Source organism: Pseudomonas sp. Marseille-Q0931, from assembly GCF_940789645.1.
In the GTDB taxonomy this organism is placed as follows: Bacteria; Pseudomonadota; Gammaproteobacteria; order Pseudomonadales; family Pseudomonadaceae; genus Aquipseudomonas.
The window spans coordinates 1-17,345 of the sequence record NZ_CALNWT010000006.1 but is presented as its reverse complement, the minus strand read 5'-3'; the positions used below and the strand labels follow the sequence as shown (position 1 = coordinate 17,345).

General features: G+C 63.7%; 15 protein-coding genes and 1 pseudogene. 10 read left to right on the top strand and 6 right to left on the bottom strand.

The features are described from left to right. The first annotated feature begins 3 nt into the window (after window positions 1-3). Together P3C50_RS12210 and P3C50_RS12205 are read left to right on the top strand one after the other, a co-directional pair. Window positions 4-636 (top strand): DsbA family protein, encoded by a 633-nt coding sequence (locus P3C50_RS12210; protein WP_275546213.1) that lies wholly within the window; start codon window positions 4-6, stop codon window positions 634-636. Further along, window positions 629-2,410 (top strand): ABC transporter ATP-binding protein, encoded by a 1,782-nt coding sequence (locus P3C50_RS12205; protein ID WP_275546212.1) that lies wholly within the window; start codon window positions 629-631, stop codon window positions 2,408-2,410. The genes P3C50_RS12210 and P3C50_RS12205 overlap by 8 nt, the downstream gene beginning before the upstream one ends. A 300-nt stretch (window positions 2,411-2,710) precedes the next feature. On the opposite strand, the gene P3C50_RS12200 is transcribed toward P3C50_RS12205, so the two are convergent. Then, window positions 2,711-3,574, bottom strand: coding sequence for a LysR family transcriptional regulator (locus tag P3C50_RS12200; protein WP_275546211.1), 864 nt, complete (start codon window positions 3,572-3,574; stop codon window positions 2,711-2,713). A 96-nt stretch (window positions 3,575-3,670) separates the two neighbouring features. Here P3C50_RS12200 and P3C50_RS12195 point away from each other — a divergent pair, with 96 nt between their 5' ends. From P3C50_RS12195 to P3C50_RS12160, 8 genes are all read left to right on the top strand, one after another. Beyond that, entirely contained in the window at window positions 3,671-4,408 is a 738-nt protein-coding gene (locus P3C50_RS12195) for a CTP synthase (protein WP_275546210.1), read from the top strand. Continuing rightward, entirely contained in the window at window positions 4,405-4,731 is a 327-nt protein-coding gene (locus P3C50_RS12190) for an antibiotic biosynthesis monooxygenase family protein (protein ID WP_275546209.1), read from the top strand. The genes P3C50_RS12195 and P3C50_RS12190 overlap by 4 nt, the downstream gene beginning before the upstream one ends. A gap of 224 nt (window positions 4,732-4,955) precedes the next feature. Next, the gene (gene hppD / locus P3C50_RS12185) at window positions 4,956-6,038 is read left to right on the top strand and encodes a 4-hydroxyphenylpyruvate dioxygenase (protein WP_275546208.1); all 1,083 of its coding nucleotides are present in this window, start codon (window positions 4,956-4,958) and stop codon (window positions 6,036-6,038) included. Between the two features lie 4 nt (window positions 6,039-6,042). After that, window positions 6,043-7,176 (top strand): homogentisate 1,2-dioxygenase, encoded by a 1,134-nt coding sequence (locus P3C50_RS12180; RefSeq protein WP_275546207.1) that lies wholly within the window; start codon window positions 6,043-6,045, stop codon window positions 7,174-7,176. Window positions 7,177-7,279: 103 nt separating this feature from the next. Then, entirely contained in the window at window positions 7,280-8,263 is a 984-nt protein-coding gene (locus tag P3C50_RS12175) for a fumarylacetoacetate hydrolase family protein (protein WP_197856717.1), read from the top strand. Between the two features lie 87 nt (window positions 8,264-8,350). Further along, entirely contained in the window at window positions 8,351-9,001 is a 651-nt protein-coding gene (gene maiA, locus P3C50_RS12170) for a maleylacetoacetate isomerase (protein WP_275546206.1), read from the top strand. Window positions 9,002-9,092: 91 nt separating this feature from the next. After that, a complete protein-coding gene (locus P3C50_RS12165) occupies window positions 9,093-10,553 on the top strand; it encodes a sodium-dependent transporter (protein WP_275546205.1) in 1,461 nt (486 codons plus the stop codon). A 314-nt stretch (window positions 10,554-10,867) separates the two neighbouring features. Then, window positions 10,868-12,817: a methyl-accepting chemotaxis protein gene (locus tag P3C50_RS12160; protein WP_275546204.1), complete on the top strand. Its 1,950-nt coding sequence runs from the start codon at window positions 10,868-10,870 to the stop codon at window positions 12,815-12,817. A 3-nt stretch (window positions 12,818-12,820) separates the two neighbouring features. Here P3C50_RS12160 and P3C50_RS12155 read toward each other — a convergent pair. From P3C50_RS12155 to rimO, 5 genes and pseudogenes are all read right to left on the bottom strand, one after another. Next, window positions 12,821-13,595, bottom strand: a pseudogene (locus P3C50_RS12155) (SDR family oxidoreductase). A 92-nt stretch (window positions 13,596-13,687) separates the two neighbouring features. Then, window positions 13,688-14,389: a tRNA (N6-threonylcarbamoyladenosine(37)-N6)-methyltransferase TrmO gene (tsaA, locus tag P3C50_RS12150; protein ID WP_275546203.1), complete on the bottom strand. Its 702-nt coding sequence runs from the start codon at window positions 14,387-14,389 to the stop codon at window positions 13,688-13,690. A gap of 10 nt (window positions 14,390-14,399) precedes the next feature. Continuing rightward, the gene (locus tag P3C50_RS12145) at window positions 14,400-14,606 is read right to left on the bottom strand and encodes a hypothetical protein (protein WP_197856711.1); all 207 of its coding nucleotides are present in this window, start codon (window positions 14,604-14,606) and stop codon (window positions 14,400-14,402) included. Between the two features lie 43 nt (window positions 14,607-14,649). Beyond that, window positions 14,650-15,360 (bottom strand): rRNA pseudouridine synthase, encoded by a 711-nt coding sequence (locus P3C50_RS12140; RefSeq protein WP_275546202.1) that lies wholly within the window; start codon window positions 15,358-15,360, stop codon window positions 14,650-14,652. Window positions 15,361-15,886: 526 nt separating this feature from the next. Next, on the bottom strand, window positions 15,887-17,209 hold the full coding sequence (gene rimO, locus P3C50_RS12135) for a 30S ribosomal protein S12 methylthiotransferase RimO (protein ID WP_275546201.1): 1,323 nt from the start codon (window positions 17,207-17,209) through the stop codon (window positions 15,887-15,889). Between the last annotated feature and the right edge of the window lie 136 nt (window positions 17,210-17,345).

Here is a 17,345-nt window from a genome sequence, read left to right as displayed (position 1 = left end):
CCCATGGCGAGCCGCCTGCTCTACGTAATGGACCCGATGTGCTCCTGGTGCTGGGGCTTCGCACCTGTGGTCGAGGAACTGGCGGAGCAGGCGGCGGCAGCCGGCGTGCCGTTGCAGATCGTGGTGGGCGGCCTGCGCCGCGATCAGGTGGCGATCGATGCCGCCGCGCGCGTGCGTTACCTGGGTTATTGGCAGGCGGTGAATGCCAGCACCGGGCAGCTGTTCGATTTCGACCGAGGCCTGCCCGAGGGGCTGGTGTATGACACCGAGCCGGCCTGCCGCGCGCTGGTCACTGCACGCAACCTCGATACGCCCAGCGCCTGGACCCTGCTCAAGCTGATCCAGCGTGCCTTTTACACCGAGGGCGCCGACGTCACCCAGGCCAGCGTGCTGGTACAGCTGGCCGAGCAGGCCGGGATTCCGCGCATCGAGTTCGCCGAGGCCTTCGACAGCCAGGCCATGCATGAGGCCACGGCCGCGGACTTCAGCTGGGTGCAGGATCTGGGCATCGCCGGTTTCCCTACCTTGCTGGCCGAGCGCGACGGTCAGCTGGCGCTGCTGACCAATGGCTACCAGCCACTCGATGCCTTGTCTCCGCTGCTGGGCCGCTGGCTGGAGCGCGCCGCCAATGCCTGATCGGTTGAGCTGGGCAGAAATCCGTCGCCTGGCCCTGCGTCACAAGAAAGCGCTGATTCTGGCCAACCTGGTCGCCGTGCTGGCGACCTTGTGCAGCGTGCCGATCCCGTTGCTGTTGCCGTTGCTGGTGGACGAAGTGCTGCTGCACGACGGCGATGCGGCGCTCAAGGTGATGGACAACTTCCTGCCCGCCGACTGGGAAACGGCCGCCGGCTATATCGGTCTGATGCTGTTGCTGACCCTGCTGCTGCGCGGCTCGGCGCTGATCTTCAACGTGCTGCAGGCACGCCTGTTCGCCAGGCTGTCAAAGGACATTGTCTACCGCATCCGCATGCGCCTGATCGAACGGCTCAAGCGCATCTCCCTCGGCGAATACGAGAGTTTGGGCGGCGGCACGGTGACCACTCACTTGGTTACCGATCTGGATACCCTCGACAAGTTCGTCGGCGAGACCCTGAGCCGCTTTCTGGTGGCGATCCTGACCCTGGTCGGCACCTCGGCCATCCTGATCTGGATGCACTGGCAACTGGCCCTGCTGATCCTGCTGTTCAACCCGCTGGTGATCTACGCCACCGTGCTGCTGGGCAAGAAGGTCAAGCACCTGAAGAAGCTGGAGAATGACAGCACCTCGCGCTTCACCCAGGCGCTGACTGAGACCCTAGAAGCGATCCAGGAAGTGCGTGCCGGCAACCGCCAGGGCTATTTCCTCGGTCGCCTTGGCGGTCGGGCGCGTGAGGTGCGCGATTACGCCGTAGCCTCGCAATGGAAGAGCGACGCGTCGAACCGTGCCAGCGGCCTGCTGTTCCAGTTCGGCATCGATGTGTTCCGCGCCGCGGCGATGCTCACCGTGCTGTTCTCTGACCTGTCCATCGGCCAGATGCTCGCGGTGTTCAGCTACCTGTGGTTCATGATCGGCCCGGTGGAGCAACTGCTCAGCCTGCAGTACGCCTTCTATGCAGCCGGTGGTGCGCTGACGCGGATCAACGAGCTGCTGGCGCGCAAGGATGAGCCGCAGTACGAAGGGCGCGTCGATCCCTTCAAGGGCCGTGACACGGTGGGCATCGAGGTGCGCGGGCTGACCTTCGGCTATGGCGACGAGCCGGTGCTGGATCGTCTCGACCTGTCCATTGGCCCAGGCGAGAAGGTCGCCATCGTTGGCGCATCGGGCGGCGGCAAGAGCACGTTGGTGCAACTGCTGTTGGGGCTGTATACGCCGCAGGCCGGCAGCATCCGCTTCGGCGGCAGCAGGCTGGAGGAGATCGGCCTGGACGGTGTGCGTGACAACGTTGCGGTGGTGCTGCAGCACCCGGCGCTGTTCAACGACACGGTGCGCGCCAACCTCACCATGGGCCGCGAGCGCAGCGACGAGGCCTGCTGGCAGGCGCTGCGCATCGCCCAGTTGCACGACACCATTGCGCAACTGCCGCAGGGGCTGGACAGCGTTGTCGGACGCAGTGGCGTGCGCTTGTCCGGCGGCCAGCGCCAGCGCCTGGCCATCGCCCGCATGGTGCTCGCAGAACCCAAGGTGGTGATCCTCGACGAAGCCACTTCGGCGCTGGATGCGGCGACCGAGTACGCCCTGCACGAAGCGCTGGCGCAATTTCTCGAAGGCCGCACCACGCTGATCATCGCCCACCGCCTGAGTGCGGTGAAGCAGGCCGATCGGGTATTGGTGTTCGATGGCGGCAGCGTTGCCGAGGATGGCGACCATCAGCAACTGATCGCCGAAGGCGGGCTGTACGCCAAGCTGTATGGGCATTTGCAGCAGGGGTGAGTTGCTACTTCGCGGTTGAATCGGAATGACGCTCGGCCGTTCCAAGGAATGACAGTTGTAGGGCGGGTGCAACCCGCCATCAGCGGCCTGGCGGGTTGCACCCGCCCTACGGGCCTTCTACGGGATAGGTAGGGGCGGCTTCAGCCGCGATGCTCTTTTGCGCAACCAATGTCCCCGGATTGCATCCGGGCTACGCAGCTTCCTGGACAGTCGCGGCTAAAGCCCCTCCCACAAGATTCCACCGCTACAACGACTGCCTCTCCTGCTCTGTGGGAGGCGCTTTAGCGGCGACGTTCCGCCTCAGCTATCGCTCATCAACGCTTCGCTCAACTCCTCGAACAGCGTCTGCACCGAGCGCAACGCCCGGCAGTCGGGGCGGGTCAGCAGCCAAAGTTCGGTGTCGCAGCCGGCCAGGGGCGGGCCGAGTGCCTTGAGCTCCGGATGGGCACGCAGCACGAAGTCGGGCAGGGCAGCAACGCCCAAGCCGGCGCGCGCCAGTTGTGCTACGGCGTACATGCTGCTGCAGCGGTAATTGGGCGTGACGCCTGGCAATTCGCGCAGGCGCCACAGTACCGTGGCGTGATCCGGCATCGCCTCGTCCGGGGCGATCCAGATCTGACGGGCCAGGTCGCTGCGATCCTGACCATCATCGCGCGCACAAACCAGATAGGACACCTTGGCCAGACGCCGGCCCACCAGGTGCTCCGGTGGCTCGTTGGTCAGGCGTAGGGCAAGGTCGGCGTCGCGCCGGCTGAGGTTGGCGAAGTCATTAGACGTTACCAACTCCAGCGCCAGGGCCGGGTAATTGGGCATGAAACGCGCCATGGCCGGTAGCAGCAGGCTGCTCAGTACGGCGTCGGTGCAGGTCAGGCGCACCGTGCCACTGACCACCTGCTTGCCCAGCTCCAGCGCCACTCGCGCGGCATCCAGCGCCTGTTCGGCGCGTTCGGCCTGTTCCGCCAGGGCGCGTGCGGTTTCGCTGGGTTCGTAGCCGCGCCGACTCTTTTCAAACAGCGCCACACCCAATGCGGCTTCCAGCCGGCGTACGGCGCGAAATACGGTGGAGACGTCCACCTGCAGCAGTTCTGCGGCCCGCGCCAGGGAGCGGCCGCGCACCAGAGCGAGTACCAGCGAGAGGTCGGTGTGGTCAATTTGATATTGCATGGCTGCAATCTCTGCTTGTCTATTCGCCAATTATTATTGCGCGAGCGCCATCTTATAGTGGCAAGGAGGCTGCCATGCAAGTTGGAGGGAAAGCGTATGTACAGCAAGTGTCGAGTCAGGGTTGCGCTGGTCGGTGATTACGATCCGGCGATCACCGCGCACCGGGCCATCCCCGAGGCGTTGCGCCTGGCCAGTGAAGCCCTGGGAGTGGCGGTCGAGCATGATTGGCTGGCCACTGACGGCATTCTCGAGGATGCCGCCCTGATGGCCTATGACGGCATCTGGTGCGTGCCTGGCAGCCCCTATGTCGCGACCGAGGGCGCGCTACGCGCCATTAATTTTGCCCGCGAGCAGGGGGTGCCATTCCTCGGCACCTGTGGCGGCTTCCAGCACGCGCTGCTCGAATACGCGCGTAACCGCCTGGGTTGGGTCGATGCCGAGCACGCCGAACTGTCGCCGCAGGCGCAGACTCAGCTGATCGCGCCGCTGACTTGTGCACTGCTGGACGTCAGCGAGCATGTGCACCTGGTTTCTGGTTCTCGCATCGCCGAGTTGTACGGCGTGCGCGAGATCAGTGAGCAGTATCTGTGCCGCTACGGCTTGAGTGACGCTTTCGTCGAGCCGCTGATGGCGCAGGCGCTGAAGGCCTCCGGGCATGACGAAGCGGGCGCAGTACGCGCCATCGAGCTTGAGGATCATCCTTTCTTCATCGCGACCCTGTTCCAGCCCGAGCGTGCGGCGTTGGAAGGCCGTCTGCCGCCGGTTGTGGCCGGTTTGGTCGGCGCCTGTGCGGTGCAGTCGGTGCACGAAGCCCATCTGGCCGTGGCCTCGTGATCGCCGCTACGCCGGAGCCATCCTATTACGTGGTGATCTTCACCTCCCAGCGCACGGAGATGGACACCGGCTACGCCGAGGCCGCGCAACGCATGCTGGAACTGGCCGCGCAACAACCCGGTTTTCTCGGCGTGGAGTCGGCGCGCAGCGATGGCCTGGGTATCACCCTGTCCTATTGGCAGAGCGAGGAGGCAATCCGCGCCTGGCGTGAGCATGCCGAGCACAGCATTGTGCGTGAACAGGGGCGAGCCGATTGGTACGCCGCTTTCGCCACACGCGTGGCCAAGGTCGAACGCGCCTACACCTTCTCACGTTCTGGCTGAGTGCCAGCGGCAAGCCGGCAGACCGGTGTGTAAGGTTTCCTTTACGCCAAGCGGGGCGATGTCTGCATGAATGGCCTGGCGTAACGAAAATTTGCCGGTGCTGCGCTTGGCTACTGTGTCGAAGTGTCGCAAGCCATCTTGAGAGCGGGTCTGCGCTCGGTTGTCATGAGGTTGTCCGCAGCGCATTCGTGCGTTCGCCATAACAATGACAATCAGGAGGCAAGATGAACGCCGTGAACAAGATCGAGCAGCACAATCCCATCGGCACCGACGGCTTCGAGTTCGTTGAATTCACCGCACCGACTGCCGAAGGCATCGAGCAACTGCGCGGGTTGTTCACCGCCATGGGCTTTACCGAAACTGCCAAGCACCGCTCCAAAGAGGTGTGGCTGTTCCAGCAGAACGACATCAACATCGTGCTTAATGGCAGCCCCACCGGGCATGTGCGTGCCTTTGGCGAGAAGCACGGCCCCAGCGCCTGCGCCATGGCCTTCCGGGTCAAGAACGCCGCGCAGGCCGCTGCTTACGTCGAGCAGCAGGGCGCCAAACTGGTGGGCAGCCACGCCAACTTCGGCGAGCTGAACATTCCCTGCGTCGAAGGCATCGGCGGCTCGCTGCTGTATCTCGTCGATCGCTATGGCGACAAGACCATCTACGACGTCGACTTCGAGTACGTCGAAGGCCGCAGCCCCAACGACAACGCCGTCGGCCTGCAGTGCATCGACCACCTGACCCACAACGTGCGCCGTGGGCAGATGGATGTCTGGTCCGGTTTCTACGAGCGTATCGCCAACTTCCGCGAGATCCGCTACTTCGACATCGAAGGCAAGCTCACCGGCCTGTTCTCCCGCGCCATGACCGCGCCGTGCGGCAAGATCCGCATCCCGATCAACGAGTCGGCCGACGACAAATCGCAGATCGAGGAATTCATCCGTGAATACCACGGTGAAGGCATCCAGCATATAGCGCTGTCCACCGACGACATCTACGCCACCGTTCGCCAGCTGCGTGCCAATGGCGTCGACTTCATGACCACCCCGGACACTTACTACGAGAAGGTTGATACCCGCGTCGCCGGGCATGGCGAGCCGACCGACGTATTGCGCGAGCTGAACATCCTGATAGATGGCGCGCCTGGCGATGACGGCATCCTGCTGCAAATCTTCACCAACACGGTGATCGGCCCGATCTTCTTCGAGATCATCCAGCGCAAGGGCAACCAGGGCTTCGGCGAGGGCAACTTCAAGGCGCTGTTCGAGTCGATCGAGGAAGACCAGCTGCGTCGCGGTGTGATCTCCGAGGAGTGATGCCATGAGCCGTCAATGGATCCGCTTTCCCCTGCGTGAAGGCGAGTGCTCACGCCAGGCGCACTGCGATCTGCCGCAGGGCACCTACGAGCGCGAAATGGGCCGCGAGGGCTTCTTCGGCCCCACCGCGCACCTGCACCACAAGCATCCGCCCACCGGCTGGATCGACTGGCAAGGCCCGCTGCGCCCGCACGCGTTCAACTTCAACGACATCCCCAGCGAGCGCGATTGCCCGCTGGCGGCGCCGCTGACGCTGCACAACGCCGACGTCAAGCTGCGCGTCTGGCGCACCCACGGCGCCATGCGCCATCTGGTGCGCAATGCCGACGGCGACGAGCTGCTGTTCGTCCATGAAGGCAGTGGGCATTTCTATTGCGACTTCGGCCACCTGGAGTATCGCGACGGCGACTACCTGCTGATCCCCCGCGGCACCGCCTGGCGTATCGAAGCCAGCACGCCGAGTTACTTCCTGCTGATCGAGAACACCGACGGCGCCTACCAGTTGCCGGACAAGGGTCTGCTCGGCCCGCAGGCAATCTTCGACCTGGCGGTGCTGGAGCATCCGCATATCGATGACGCCTTCAAGGCGCAGCAGGACGAAAACACCTGGCAGATTCGCATCAAGCGGCGCGGCCAGATCAGTACCGTGACCTATCCCTACAATCCACTGGACGTGGTCGGCTGGCACGGCGACAACACCGTGGTGCGCCTGAACTGGCGCGACATTCGTCCGCTGATCAGCCATCGCTACCACCTGCCGCCCTCGGTGCACACCACCTTCGTCGCCAATGGCTTCGTGATCTGCACCTTCACCCCGCGGCCGGTGGAATCCGACCCCGGCGCGCTCAAGGTGCCGTTCTTTCACAACAACGACGACTACGACGAAGTGCTGTTCTACCACCGTGGCAACTTCTTCAGCCGCGACAACATCGAGCAGGGCATGGTTACCCTGCACCCCTGTGGCTTCCCACACGGTCCGCATCCCAAGGCGTTGAAGAAGAGTCAGGAGGACCCGGCCACCTTCATCGACGAGGTGGCGGTGATGATCGACACCCGCCGCGCCCTGGAGGTGGCCGATGCCGCCGGTGCGGTGGATGTCGCCGAGTACGTCAATTCCTGGCGCGCGCCGGGGCTGTAGGGTTAAACAAACCTGTAGTAGCGAGCTCTGCTCGCGAAGCTTTTTATTCGGTCCGGGTTCGCGAGCAGAGCTCGCTCCTACCTCAGAATTCGAAGGATTACCGATGAAACTCGCATCACTGAACCAAGGCCGCGATGGCGTGCTGATCGTGGTTTCCCGCGATCTGACCCGCGCCGTGCTTGCGCCGCAGATCGCCATCACCCTGCAGGCCGCGCTGGACGACTGGGCTGTCGCTCGGCCCAGGCTGGAGGCGGTCTATCAGCGCCTCAACGATGGCCTGGAGGAGGGCGCGTTCGCTTTCGATCAGGCGGCCTGCCACAGCCCCCTGCCACGCGCCTACCATTGGGCCGACGGCAGCGCCTACGTCAATCACGTCGAGCTGGTGCGCAAGGCCCGTGGCGCCGAGATGCCCGAATCCTTCTGGCACGACCCGCTGATGTATCAGGGCGGCGCCGATGCCTTCATCCCGCCGCATAGCCCGATCTGCCTGGCTGACGAAGCCTGGGGCATCGACCTGGAGGCAGAGCTGGCGGTGATCACCGATGACGTGCCGATGGGCGCCACGCCAGCCGAGGCGGGCGGACACATCCGTCTGCTGATGCTGGTCAACGACGTTTCGCTGCGCAACCTGATCCCTGGCGAGCTGGCCAAGGGCTTTGGGTTCTACCAGAGCAAGCCGTCGTCGAGCTTCTCCCCGGTCGCCATCACCCCGGACGAGCTGGGTGAGAGCTGGAAGGACGGCAAGGTGCACCGGCCGCTGGTCTCGCATATCAACGGCGCGCTGTTCGGCCAGCCGGATGCTGGCGTGGACATGACCTTCAACTTCCCGACCCTCGTGGCGCACGCCGCCAAGACCCGCCCGCTGGGCGCCGGCACCATCATCGGTTCGGGCACCGTGTCCAACTATGACCGTAGCGCCGGCTCCAGCTGCCTGGCGGAGAAACGCATGCTGGAAATCGTCGAGCAGGGCGAGGCGAAAACGCCGTTCCTCAAGTTCGGCGACCGGGTGCGCATCGAGATGTTCGACGCAGCTGGCCAGAGCATTTTCGGCGCCATCGACCAGGTGGTGGAACGTTATGAGCCATAAGCTGCAAGCCACAAGCTGCAAGCGGTGTGCGCGCAGGCTTTTGCTTGAGGCTTGTCGCTTGCAGCTTGCCGCTGGAGGCGCAGCCTCATGTTGAAACTCTACGGCTACTGGCGCTCCAGCGCCGCCTACCGTGTGCGCATCGCCCTGAACCTCAAGGGCCTGGCCTTCGAACAAGTGCCGGTGCATCTGGTAAAGGATGGCGGCCAGCAGCATGGCGCCGACTACCGCACGCTGAACCCGCAGGGCCTGCTACCGCTTTTGCTGGACGAGAAAAACGGTGGCGTACGCATCGCCCAGTCCCTGGCGATCATCGAGTACCTTGAGGAAATCTTCCCGGTGCCGGCGCTGTTGCCGGCCGATCCGGCCGAGCGTGCGCAGGTACGGGCGCTGGCGCTGCATCTGGCCTGCGACGTGCACCCGCTGAACAACCTGCGCGTGCTGCAGTACTTGTCCAGTGAACTGGGCGCCTCCGACGAGGCGAAGAGCGCCTGGTATCAGCACTGGGTCGCGCTCGGTCTTACAGCGGTGGAGGAGGGCCTGGCCGTATTCGACGGCCGCCTGTCGCTCGGCGAGCGCCCCGGATATCTGGAAGCCTGTCTGGTTCCGCAGCTGTATAATGCGCGGCGTTTTAACTGTGACCTTGCCGCGTATCCACGCATTGTCGCCATGGCGGCGCGCTGCGAACTCCTGGAGGCCTTCCAACTGGCCGCGCCGGAGGTGCAAGCCGACGCCCAGTGACATCTCCGGCTTCAACCCAAGCCTTGCATTCCGCTGCGCCACGAGCGCGGCGGGTCCGATTCCGTCACAGATAAAAACAAGCAGGTGACGCATGACTCGTGAAAAACCGAAGAACCTCTGGCTCTCGCGCTGGGGCTTCATTCTCGCAGCAACCGGCTCGGCCGTTGGCCTGGGCAATATCTGGAAATTCCCCTACATCACCGGTGAGTACGGCGGCGGCGCCTTCGTGCTGATGTACCTGGCGTGCATCCTGGCCATCGGTATTCCGGTGATGATGACCGAGATCGCCATTGGCCGTCGTGGCCGTGGCAGCCCGATCGACGCCATTGGCCGCGTGGTCCGCGAGAACGGTGGCAACCCGTTGTGGAAGGCCGTCGGCGGCATGGCCATGCTCGCCGGCTTCATGATCCTGTGCTTCTACGTGGTCGTCGCCGGCTGGGCATTCGCCTACACCTGGAAGATGCTCGACGGCTCACTGGCTGCCACCAGCGTCGAGGCCCTCGGTGGGGTGTTCGAGGCGCACAATGCCAACCCCTGGCAACTCGGTGGCTGGAGCGTGCTGGTGGCGTTGCTGACCCTGTGGATCGTGGCCAAGGGTGTACAGAAGGGCATCGAGAACGCGGTGCGCTGGATGATGCCGGGCCTGGCCCTGATGCTCATCGTACTGGTCGGCTACGCCTTCACCAGCGGCAGTTTCAAGGCCGGTTTCGATTTCCTGTTCCATTTCGATGCCTCGAAGATCACCGGCGAGGCGCTGCTGGCCGCATTGGGGCATGCCTTCTTCACCCTGAGTCTGGCGTCGGGTGCCATCCTTACATACGGCTCGTACATTCCCGATGGCCAGTCCATCGCTCGCACGACTTTCCTGGTGGCGATCTGCGACACCTGCGTGGCCTTGCTCGCCGGCCTGGCGATTTTCCCGATCATCTTCGCCAACGGCATGAGCCCCGGGGCAGGACCAGGTTTGATCTTCATGAGCCTGCCGCTTGCCTTCCAGCAGATGCCATTGGGTACCGCGTTCGGCGTGCTGTTCTTCGCCATGGTGTCGATCGCCGCGCTGACCTCGGCCATCTCGATGATCGAAGCCACGGTCGCCTATCTGAATGAGAAACACGGCATCAGCCGTCTGCGTGCCGCCCTGGCTTCCGGCGCTGTGCTGCTGGTGATCAGCCTGCTGGCGATGCTGTCGTTCAACCTGCTGTCGGGCTGGACGCCTTTGGGCAAGAACCTCTTCGACTGGCTGGACTACCTCACCTCGCGCTGGATGATGCCGCTGGGTGGCATCCTCATCGTGCTGCTGGCCGGCTACGCGCTGCGCAGCGAAATCATGCGCGAGGAACTGGACCTGCCGCCGGCTGGCTACGCCCTGTGGCTGTTCATGGCGCGCTACGTCAGCCCGGTGCTGATCATGGTGGTGTTCCTGCATGCGCTGGGCTGGCTGCTGTTCGACCCGGTCGCGCAGTGGTACTGGATCGCGGGTGCCATCGGCCTGCTGACTGTGGCCGGGGAAATGCTGCGACCGCGGGTGGTGCCAGTGCTCGCCGGACGTTGATGCACAGCGAGTCGATAAAGGCGCAGTTTCGTCAGAAGCTGCGCTTTTTTCTGGATTAAGGATTGCCTCAGCCATCGGCGGTTAATCGCCAGCAATTGGGCATCGATAAGCGGATAATTGCCGAATATTCCTTTTTCCATGTAAGACATTGGCTATGCGGCCAGTAATTTATTGGCGAATTGCCAGCACTCAAGCGGCTCCCACTTCCTGCCGATAGGCTGTATGCGCAATGGCACAGCTGTTGCCTAGTCAGTCGAATAAAGTCGAGCCCACGAGGCGCGGCTGCAATAAGAAGAACTCGGAGCTATCCCCTTATGTTCACGTCTGCCACACGCTTTTTCGCCAACCTTGCCGTGGGCAAGAAGCTTTTCATCGGTTTCGGTTTGGTCCTGTTGCTTACCGCTGCCATGACGGTCATTGGCTATCTGGCCGTGCAGGCGGTGTTGAAGGGGCACGAGCAGGTCGGACAACTGGCCCAGGTAAACCAGGAAATTCTCCAGGCACGTCGCCTCGAGCGCAGTTTCGCCATCGAGCAGACTCAGGAGAGCGCGGCGCAAGTGCGCGAAAGCCTGCTCAAGGTGCAAGGCATGCTGGAGCGCCTGAGTCAGAATGCGGCCGAAGGTACGCGCGTAAAGACCATGCAGCAGGCCACGGCCGAGTACCTGAAACAGTTCGACAATTATGTCGAGCAGCAGGACAAGGCGCGCGAAGCCCGTCAGGACATGCGCACCGCCGCAGCAGAAACCCGTGACCAGTTCGAGGTGATCGAGCTGGACATGTACGACGCCGTGCGTGAGCTGCGCCTGCAGGGTGACAACCTGCGCGGCAGCGACCCGCTGACTCTGGCGGAAACCGCCTCCGGCCTGAGCAAGCGCATGCTCGACCTGCGAGGCCACGAGAGCCTGTACATCATCGACGGCTCCGCTGAAGCGCTGGAAGAGTGGGAATACGTCAGCGAAGACCTGCAAACCGTTGCCGGCAGCCTGAAGGTCTGGCTCGACGATGATCAGAAAGCCGCCATCGACACCGCCTTGCAGGCGCTGACCCTGTATCAGCGCTCCTTCCTCTACTACCAGCAGCTTCGTGAGCAGAACCAGGCAACCGAAAAAGCCATGATCGAGCGCGCGCGCTCGGTGGTCGACCTGGCCGAGTCGGCTGAAGCCAGCGCCGACGAACACATGCTCGTCGACACGCGGCGTGCGCTGGTAATGCTCGGCATCATGGGCGCTGCGGCAGTGGTGCTGGGCTTGTGCGCCGCATTGTTGATCACCCGCCTGATCGTCGCACCGCTGCGCCAGACCGTGACCTTTGCCCAGCGTATCGCCGCCGGCGATCTCAGCCAGGACATACCGCTGGATCGCCGCGACGAAGTCGGGCAACTGCTCGCCGCCATGCAGGACATGACCGTCAGCCTGCGCAATCTGGTCAGTCGCATTGGTGGCGGCGTCGGGCAGATCGCCGCGGCTGCCGAGCAGTTGTCAGCGATCACCGCGCAGACCAGTGCCGGTGTGCAGACGCAGAAACTGGAGACCGAACAAACCGCCACGGCCATGCACCAGATGGCGGCCACCGTGCAGGAAGTGGCGCAGAACGCCGAGCAGGCCTCGCTGGCGGCGCGTGATGCCGACCTCGAGGCACAGCAGGGCAACCGCGTGGTGCAACAGGCCGTGGATCAGATCGACAGCCTGGCCAGCGAAGTGGAGCAGTCGGCCAAGGCCATTGCCGACCTGAATCAGGAGAGCGTGTGTATCGGTACCGTGCTGGAGGTGATTCGCAACGTTGCCGAGCAGACCAACCTGCTGGCGCTCAATGCGGCCATCGAAGCGGCGCGGGCGGGCGAGCAGGGTCGCGGTTTTGCCGTGGTCGCCGATGAGGTACGGGCACTGGCCAAGCGCGCTCAGGACAGCACCGAGGAGATCGAAAGCCTGATTGCCGGCCTGCAGCGCATGGCCAAGGGCGCGGTGCAGCAGATGGACAGCAGCCGCGATCTGACCCGCCGCACTGTCGAGCTTGCCGGTGAGGCAGGCGATGCGCTCGGCCGTATCACCCAGGCGGTCAGCACCATCGAACAGATGAATCAGCAGATTGCCGCTGCCGCCGAAGAGCAAAGCGCAGTAGCCGAGGCGATCAACGAAAGCGTGACCCGTGTGCGTGACATCGGCGAACAGAGCGCTACCGCCAGCGAGCAGACTGCCGCTTCCAGCGCCGAGCTGGCGCGCCTGGGTGTGGAGTTGCAGGGGTTGGTGCGACAGTTCCGCACCTGACCCTCAGCCCAGGTGAAAACCGCCGTCGATGGGGATGATGGCGCCGGTCATGTAGGCGCCGGCGCTGCCGGCCAGGCTCAGCGCCAGGGCGGCCATTTCCTCTTCACGGCCCCAACGCCTCATCGGAATCACCGCGGTGTCGGCGGCCAGCGCGGCTTCGTCCTCGGCGATGAAGCGGGTCATCTTGCTCGGGAAGCGCCCCGGTGCGATCACATTGACGTTGATGTGTTCGCTCACCAGCTCCTTGGCCAGCATGCGCGACAGCTGATGCAGTGCGGCCTTGCTGGGGCCGTATGCGTAGGCCTGTTCGCCCATGGCGCTAAATGCCGGCTACCGAGCCGATATTGATTACACGCGCCGGGCATTGCGTAGAGCCTGCCTTGCGCAGCAGCGGTAGCAACTGCTGGATGCAGCCGAACACCGAGGTGACGTTGAGCTGCATGACTTTATCCCAGCCCTTGGCCGGATAGCTTTCCAGCGGCGCGCCCCAGGTGGTGCCGGCGTTGTTGACCAGAATATCCAGCTGATCGATGCGCCCGGTCAGTTCGGCAGCCAGCGCCTGCACACCTTCCTCGCTGGCCAGGTTGGCTGCTATGCCGGTGCATTGGCCCAGCGCCGACAGCTCGCTGGCGGTTTGCGCGCAGGCTTCGCCGTCACGGGCACAAACATAGACATGAGCGCCTGCCTCGACGAAAGCCTTGGCGATCATCAGGCCAATACCGCGGGTGCCGCCAGTGACCAGGGCGGTGCGGCCGACAAGGGAAAAATACGGATGCATGAGAAGGCCTCGATGAATGTGAGGTCTTCACCCTAGGGCCTGGCTCCGAGGAAAGCAGGCATCATTGCCGGCCGAAATGACGCTTCATGCGCTCAGTTGGCTGTAGCCAATTGCATATCCAGTACGCGGATGTGCCCTGGCTCCGGGTAATGCCAGTGCACGTCCAGATCCCAGAAGCGCGCGCCGTAGCGTCGTTCGGGTTGCGGTTGCTGATAGGCCGGGCGCGGGTCCTGCGCCAGGCATTGCTCTATCAGTTCCACCAGGGGCTCGGCCAGACGCAGCGCATGCTGACGCGCCAACGCTAGCGCATCTTCCTGCCAGTCCACCGCGATCAGCGGTGGCGGCGCCTCGGCCATGTGATTGCGTGCATCGGCCACGGCATCGGCGTAGGGCACATAGGGCTTGATATCCAGCACCGGCGTGCCGTCGAGCAGATCGATACCGGACAGGTGCAGGCGGCCCGGCTCCACGCGCTCCAGGCGCACCACCGACTGGCCGATGCCGTTGGGCCGATGGGTTGCACGGGTGCTGAACACGCCAACCGACTGATTGCCGCCCAGGCGCGGCGGACGCACCTTCAGACGCGGCTTGTCTTCCAGCGCCTGGTGGAACAAAAACAGCAGCCAGATATGGCTGACCTGCTCAAGCCCCTGAACGGCTTCGCCCTGATCGAAGGGCGGCAGCAGTTCCAGCACGCCACGCGCGGCGGGAGCGAGATGCGGCTGGCGGGGAATGGCGAACTTTTCCTTGAAACAGGAACGGACGATACCGACCGGGGAGACCAGATGCTGCATGGCGTCCTGCTTAGCGGCGGTTGACGGGCGCGTCGTGTGCCACCCGGCAACCGGCGTCGCGGAACGGGCCGGTGAAACGAATCCAGCCTTCGCCAGGGCTGGTCTGGGCGCAGGTCAGGTGGCCGTCGACCTTGCTCTGCCAGAGAAAGAAGGGCGCTGGCGCGGCGAGGCTCGGCAGGCTCATGGCGAGGAGGGCGGTAAGGAGCAGGGTGCGCATGATGGTGGTCTCGAGAGCGTGGCGGGCACAGCCTAACACGGCCTTAGAATCGTTCCTTCTCACCCAGATAGCGCCATTGCCCGGACGGTAGCTTGGCCATCGGCACGCCGCCGATACGGATGCGCTTCATGCCCAGCACTTTCAGGCCCAGTGCCGTGCAGATCTGCCGCAGCAGGTCGGGTGCCGGGTTCTTCAGGGCGAAGCGCAGACGCTGTTCGCTCTGCCAACTGGCCTTGCACGGTGGAAACTGCGTGCCCTTGTGGATCAGGCCCTTCTTCAGGCGCTCGAAGGTGCTGGCTGGCAGTTCGCCGGTGACATCGACCAGGTATTCCTGCTCCAACTTGGCGCCGTCTTCACGCAGCTTGCGCTGGGCGCGCCAATCCTGGCTGAGCACCACCAGGCCGCTGGCGCCGTTCTGTAGCGGCAAGCTCTGTTCCTGACGCAGGAAGTGACCATGCAGAATGCGCTGGGCGTGCGGATCGTCCTCCCAGTGCCGCTCGCGCACGAGCAGGTGCTGCAGTTGCGCGGCGCTGCTACCGGCCGGGCAATGCACCAGCAGGGTGACCGGGTCTACCGGCTCGAGGCTGGCGCCGGGCAGCAGTTCGACACGCTGATCCTCGACCTTGAACTGGGGCGCCTCGACCACTTCGCCATCCACCGTGACCCAGCCACCAGTGATGTACAGGTCAGCCTCGCGTCGGGAGCAGCCGAACAGTTCGATGACGCGTTTGGACAGGCGGGTGGGTTCGCTCATAGGCTGGCTCGGCAGGAAAAGGAGGCCATTGTACCGGTGATGGTGCAGGCTGGGGGTGAGAAAGCTGCGTCCGGAGTGTGACATCCGGAGGAGTGGCTTCAGCCACGAACAGGCGCACCATGAATTTCGCGGCTGAAGCCAGTGCGGTGCATCGGTTTTTTGTGGGAGGGACTTTAGCCGCGATCAGTGGTGTTACCGCTGAAAAAAGCTCGCCACTGAAGCGTCTCCCACAGGTGCCGTAGCCAGTCGGTTCAGCGGTTATCAGAATGCTGCGCTGGACAAAAAAGCCCCGCACTGACGGTAATGCTGTTCACATAAGAATGGGTTGAACGCAATCAGTCCCCTCGCCCCTCTGGGGAGAGGGTTAGGGCGGGCCGCGTTCGGCGAGGGGGAAATGGCAGTCTCGCGGTGTTTTCGGCCCTCTCCCCCAACCCTTTCCTATAAATGGGAGAGGGGAGCGAAGCGTGTGCAACCTTAAGTGAACAGCATTACCGCACTGAGCGGGGCTCCTGCAAGGCGTGGTCGATCAGACCAGCTCGCCCCACATGTCGTACTCGTCGGCATCGACGATACGCACGCGCACCTTGTCGCCCGGCTTGACGCTGGTGGAGTCGATGAACACGCTGCCGTCGATTTCCGGGGCATCGGCCCAGGAGCGGGCCACGGCGCCTTCGCCGTCTACTTCGTCGACCAATACGTCCATTTCCAGGCCGATCTTGGCCTGCAGGCGCGCCGAGCTGATCGCCTGTTGGTGCGCCATAAAGCGCTCCCAGCGTTCCTGCTTGACGTCCTCCGGCACCGGCTCCAGGCCCAGGTCGTTGGCCGGTGCACCTTCTACCGGGGAATACTGGAAGCAGCCGACGCGGTCGAGCTGGGCTTCGGTCAGCCAGTCCAGCAGGTACTGGAAGTCTTCTTCGGTCTCGCCCGGGAAGCCGACGATGAATGTAGAGCGAATGGTCAGCTCAGGGCAGATTTCGCGCCATTTCTTGATGCGTGCCAGGGTCTTGTCTTCGAAGGCGGGACGCTTCATCGACTTGAGCACTTTCGGGCTGGCGTGCTGGAAGGGGATGTCCAGATATGGCAGCAGCTTGCCGGCGGCCATCAGCGGGATCACGTCGTCGACGTTGGGGTAGGGGTAGACGTAGTGCAGACGTACCCAGACGCCCATCGACGACAGCGCCTCGCACAGCTCGAGCATGCGCGTCTTCACTGGCTGGCCGTTCCAGAAGTCGAGTTTGTATTTCATGTCGACGCCGTAGGCGCTGGTGTCCTGGCTGATCACCAACAGCTCTTTCACGCCGGCCTTGACCAGACGCTCGGCTTCGCTGAGCACGTCGCCCACCGGGCGGCTGACCAGCTTGCCGCGCATCGACGGGATGATGCAGAAGCTGCAGGTATGGTTGCAGCCTTCGGAAATCTTCAGGTAGGCGTAGTGACGCGGGGTCAGCTTGATGCCCTGCGGCGGCACCAGATCGATCAGCGGGTTGTGCTCGGTCTTCGGTGGAATCACCTCGTGCACAGCGCTGACCACTTGCTCGTACTGCTGCGGGCCGGTGACGGCCAGCACGCTCGGGTGCACGTCGCGGATGCTGTCCTCGGCCACGCCCATGCAGCCGGTGACGATCACCTTGCCGTTCTCGGCCAGCGCCTCACCAATGGCGTCCAGCGACTCGGCCTTGGCGCTGTCGATAAAGCCGCAGGTATTGACCACCACTACGTCGGCATCCTGGTAGGTCGGTACGATCTCGTAACCTTCCATGCGCAGCTGGGTCAGGATGCGTTCGGAGTCGACAGTTGCTTTCGGGCAACCAAGGCTGACGAATCCGACTTTCGGGGTGGCGGTGGACATGCGGGCTAACCTCTAAGGGCGCCTGGGTGGCGCCTCTGATCAAAAAGTGCGCAATTCTAGCGATGGATCATACGCTTGACCAGTGCTGGTCAACGGGCGCAAACGAAAAAGGCCACTCGTTTGAGTGGCCTTTTTC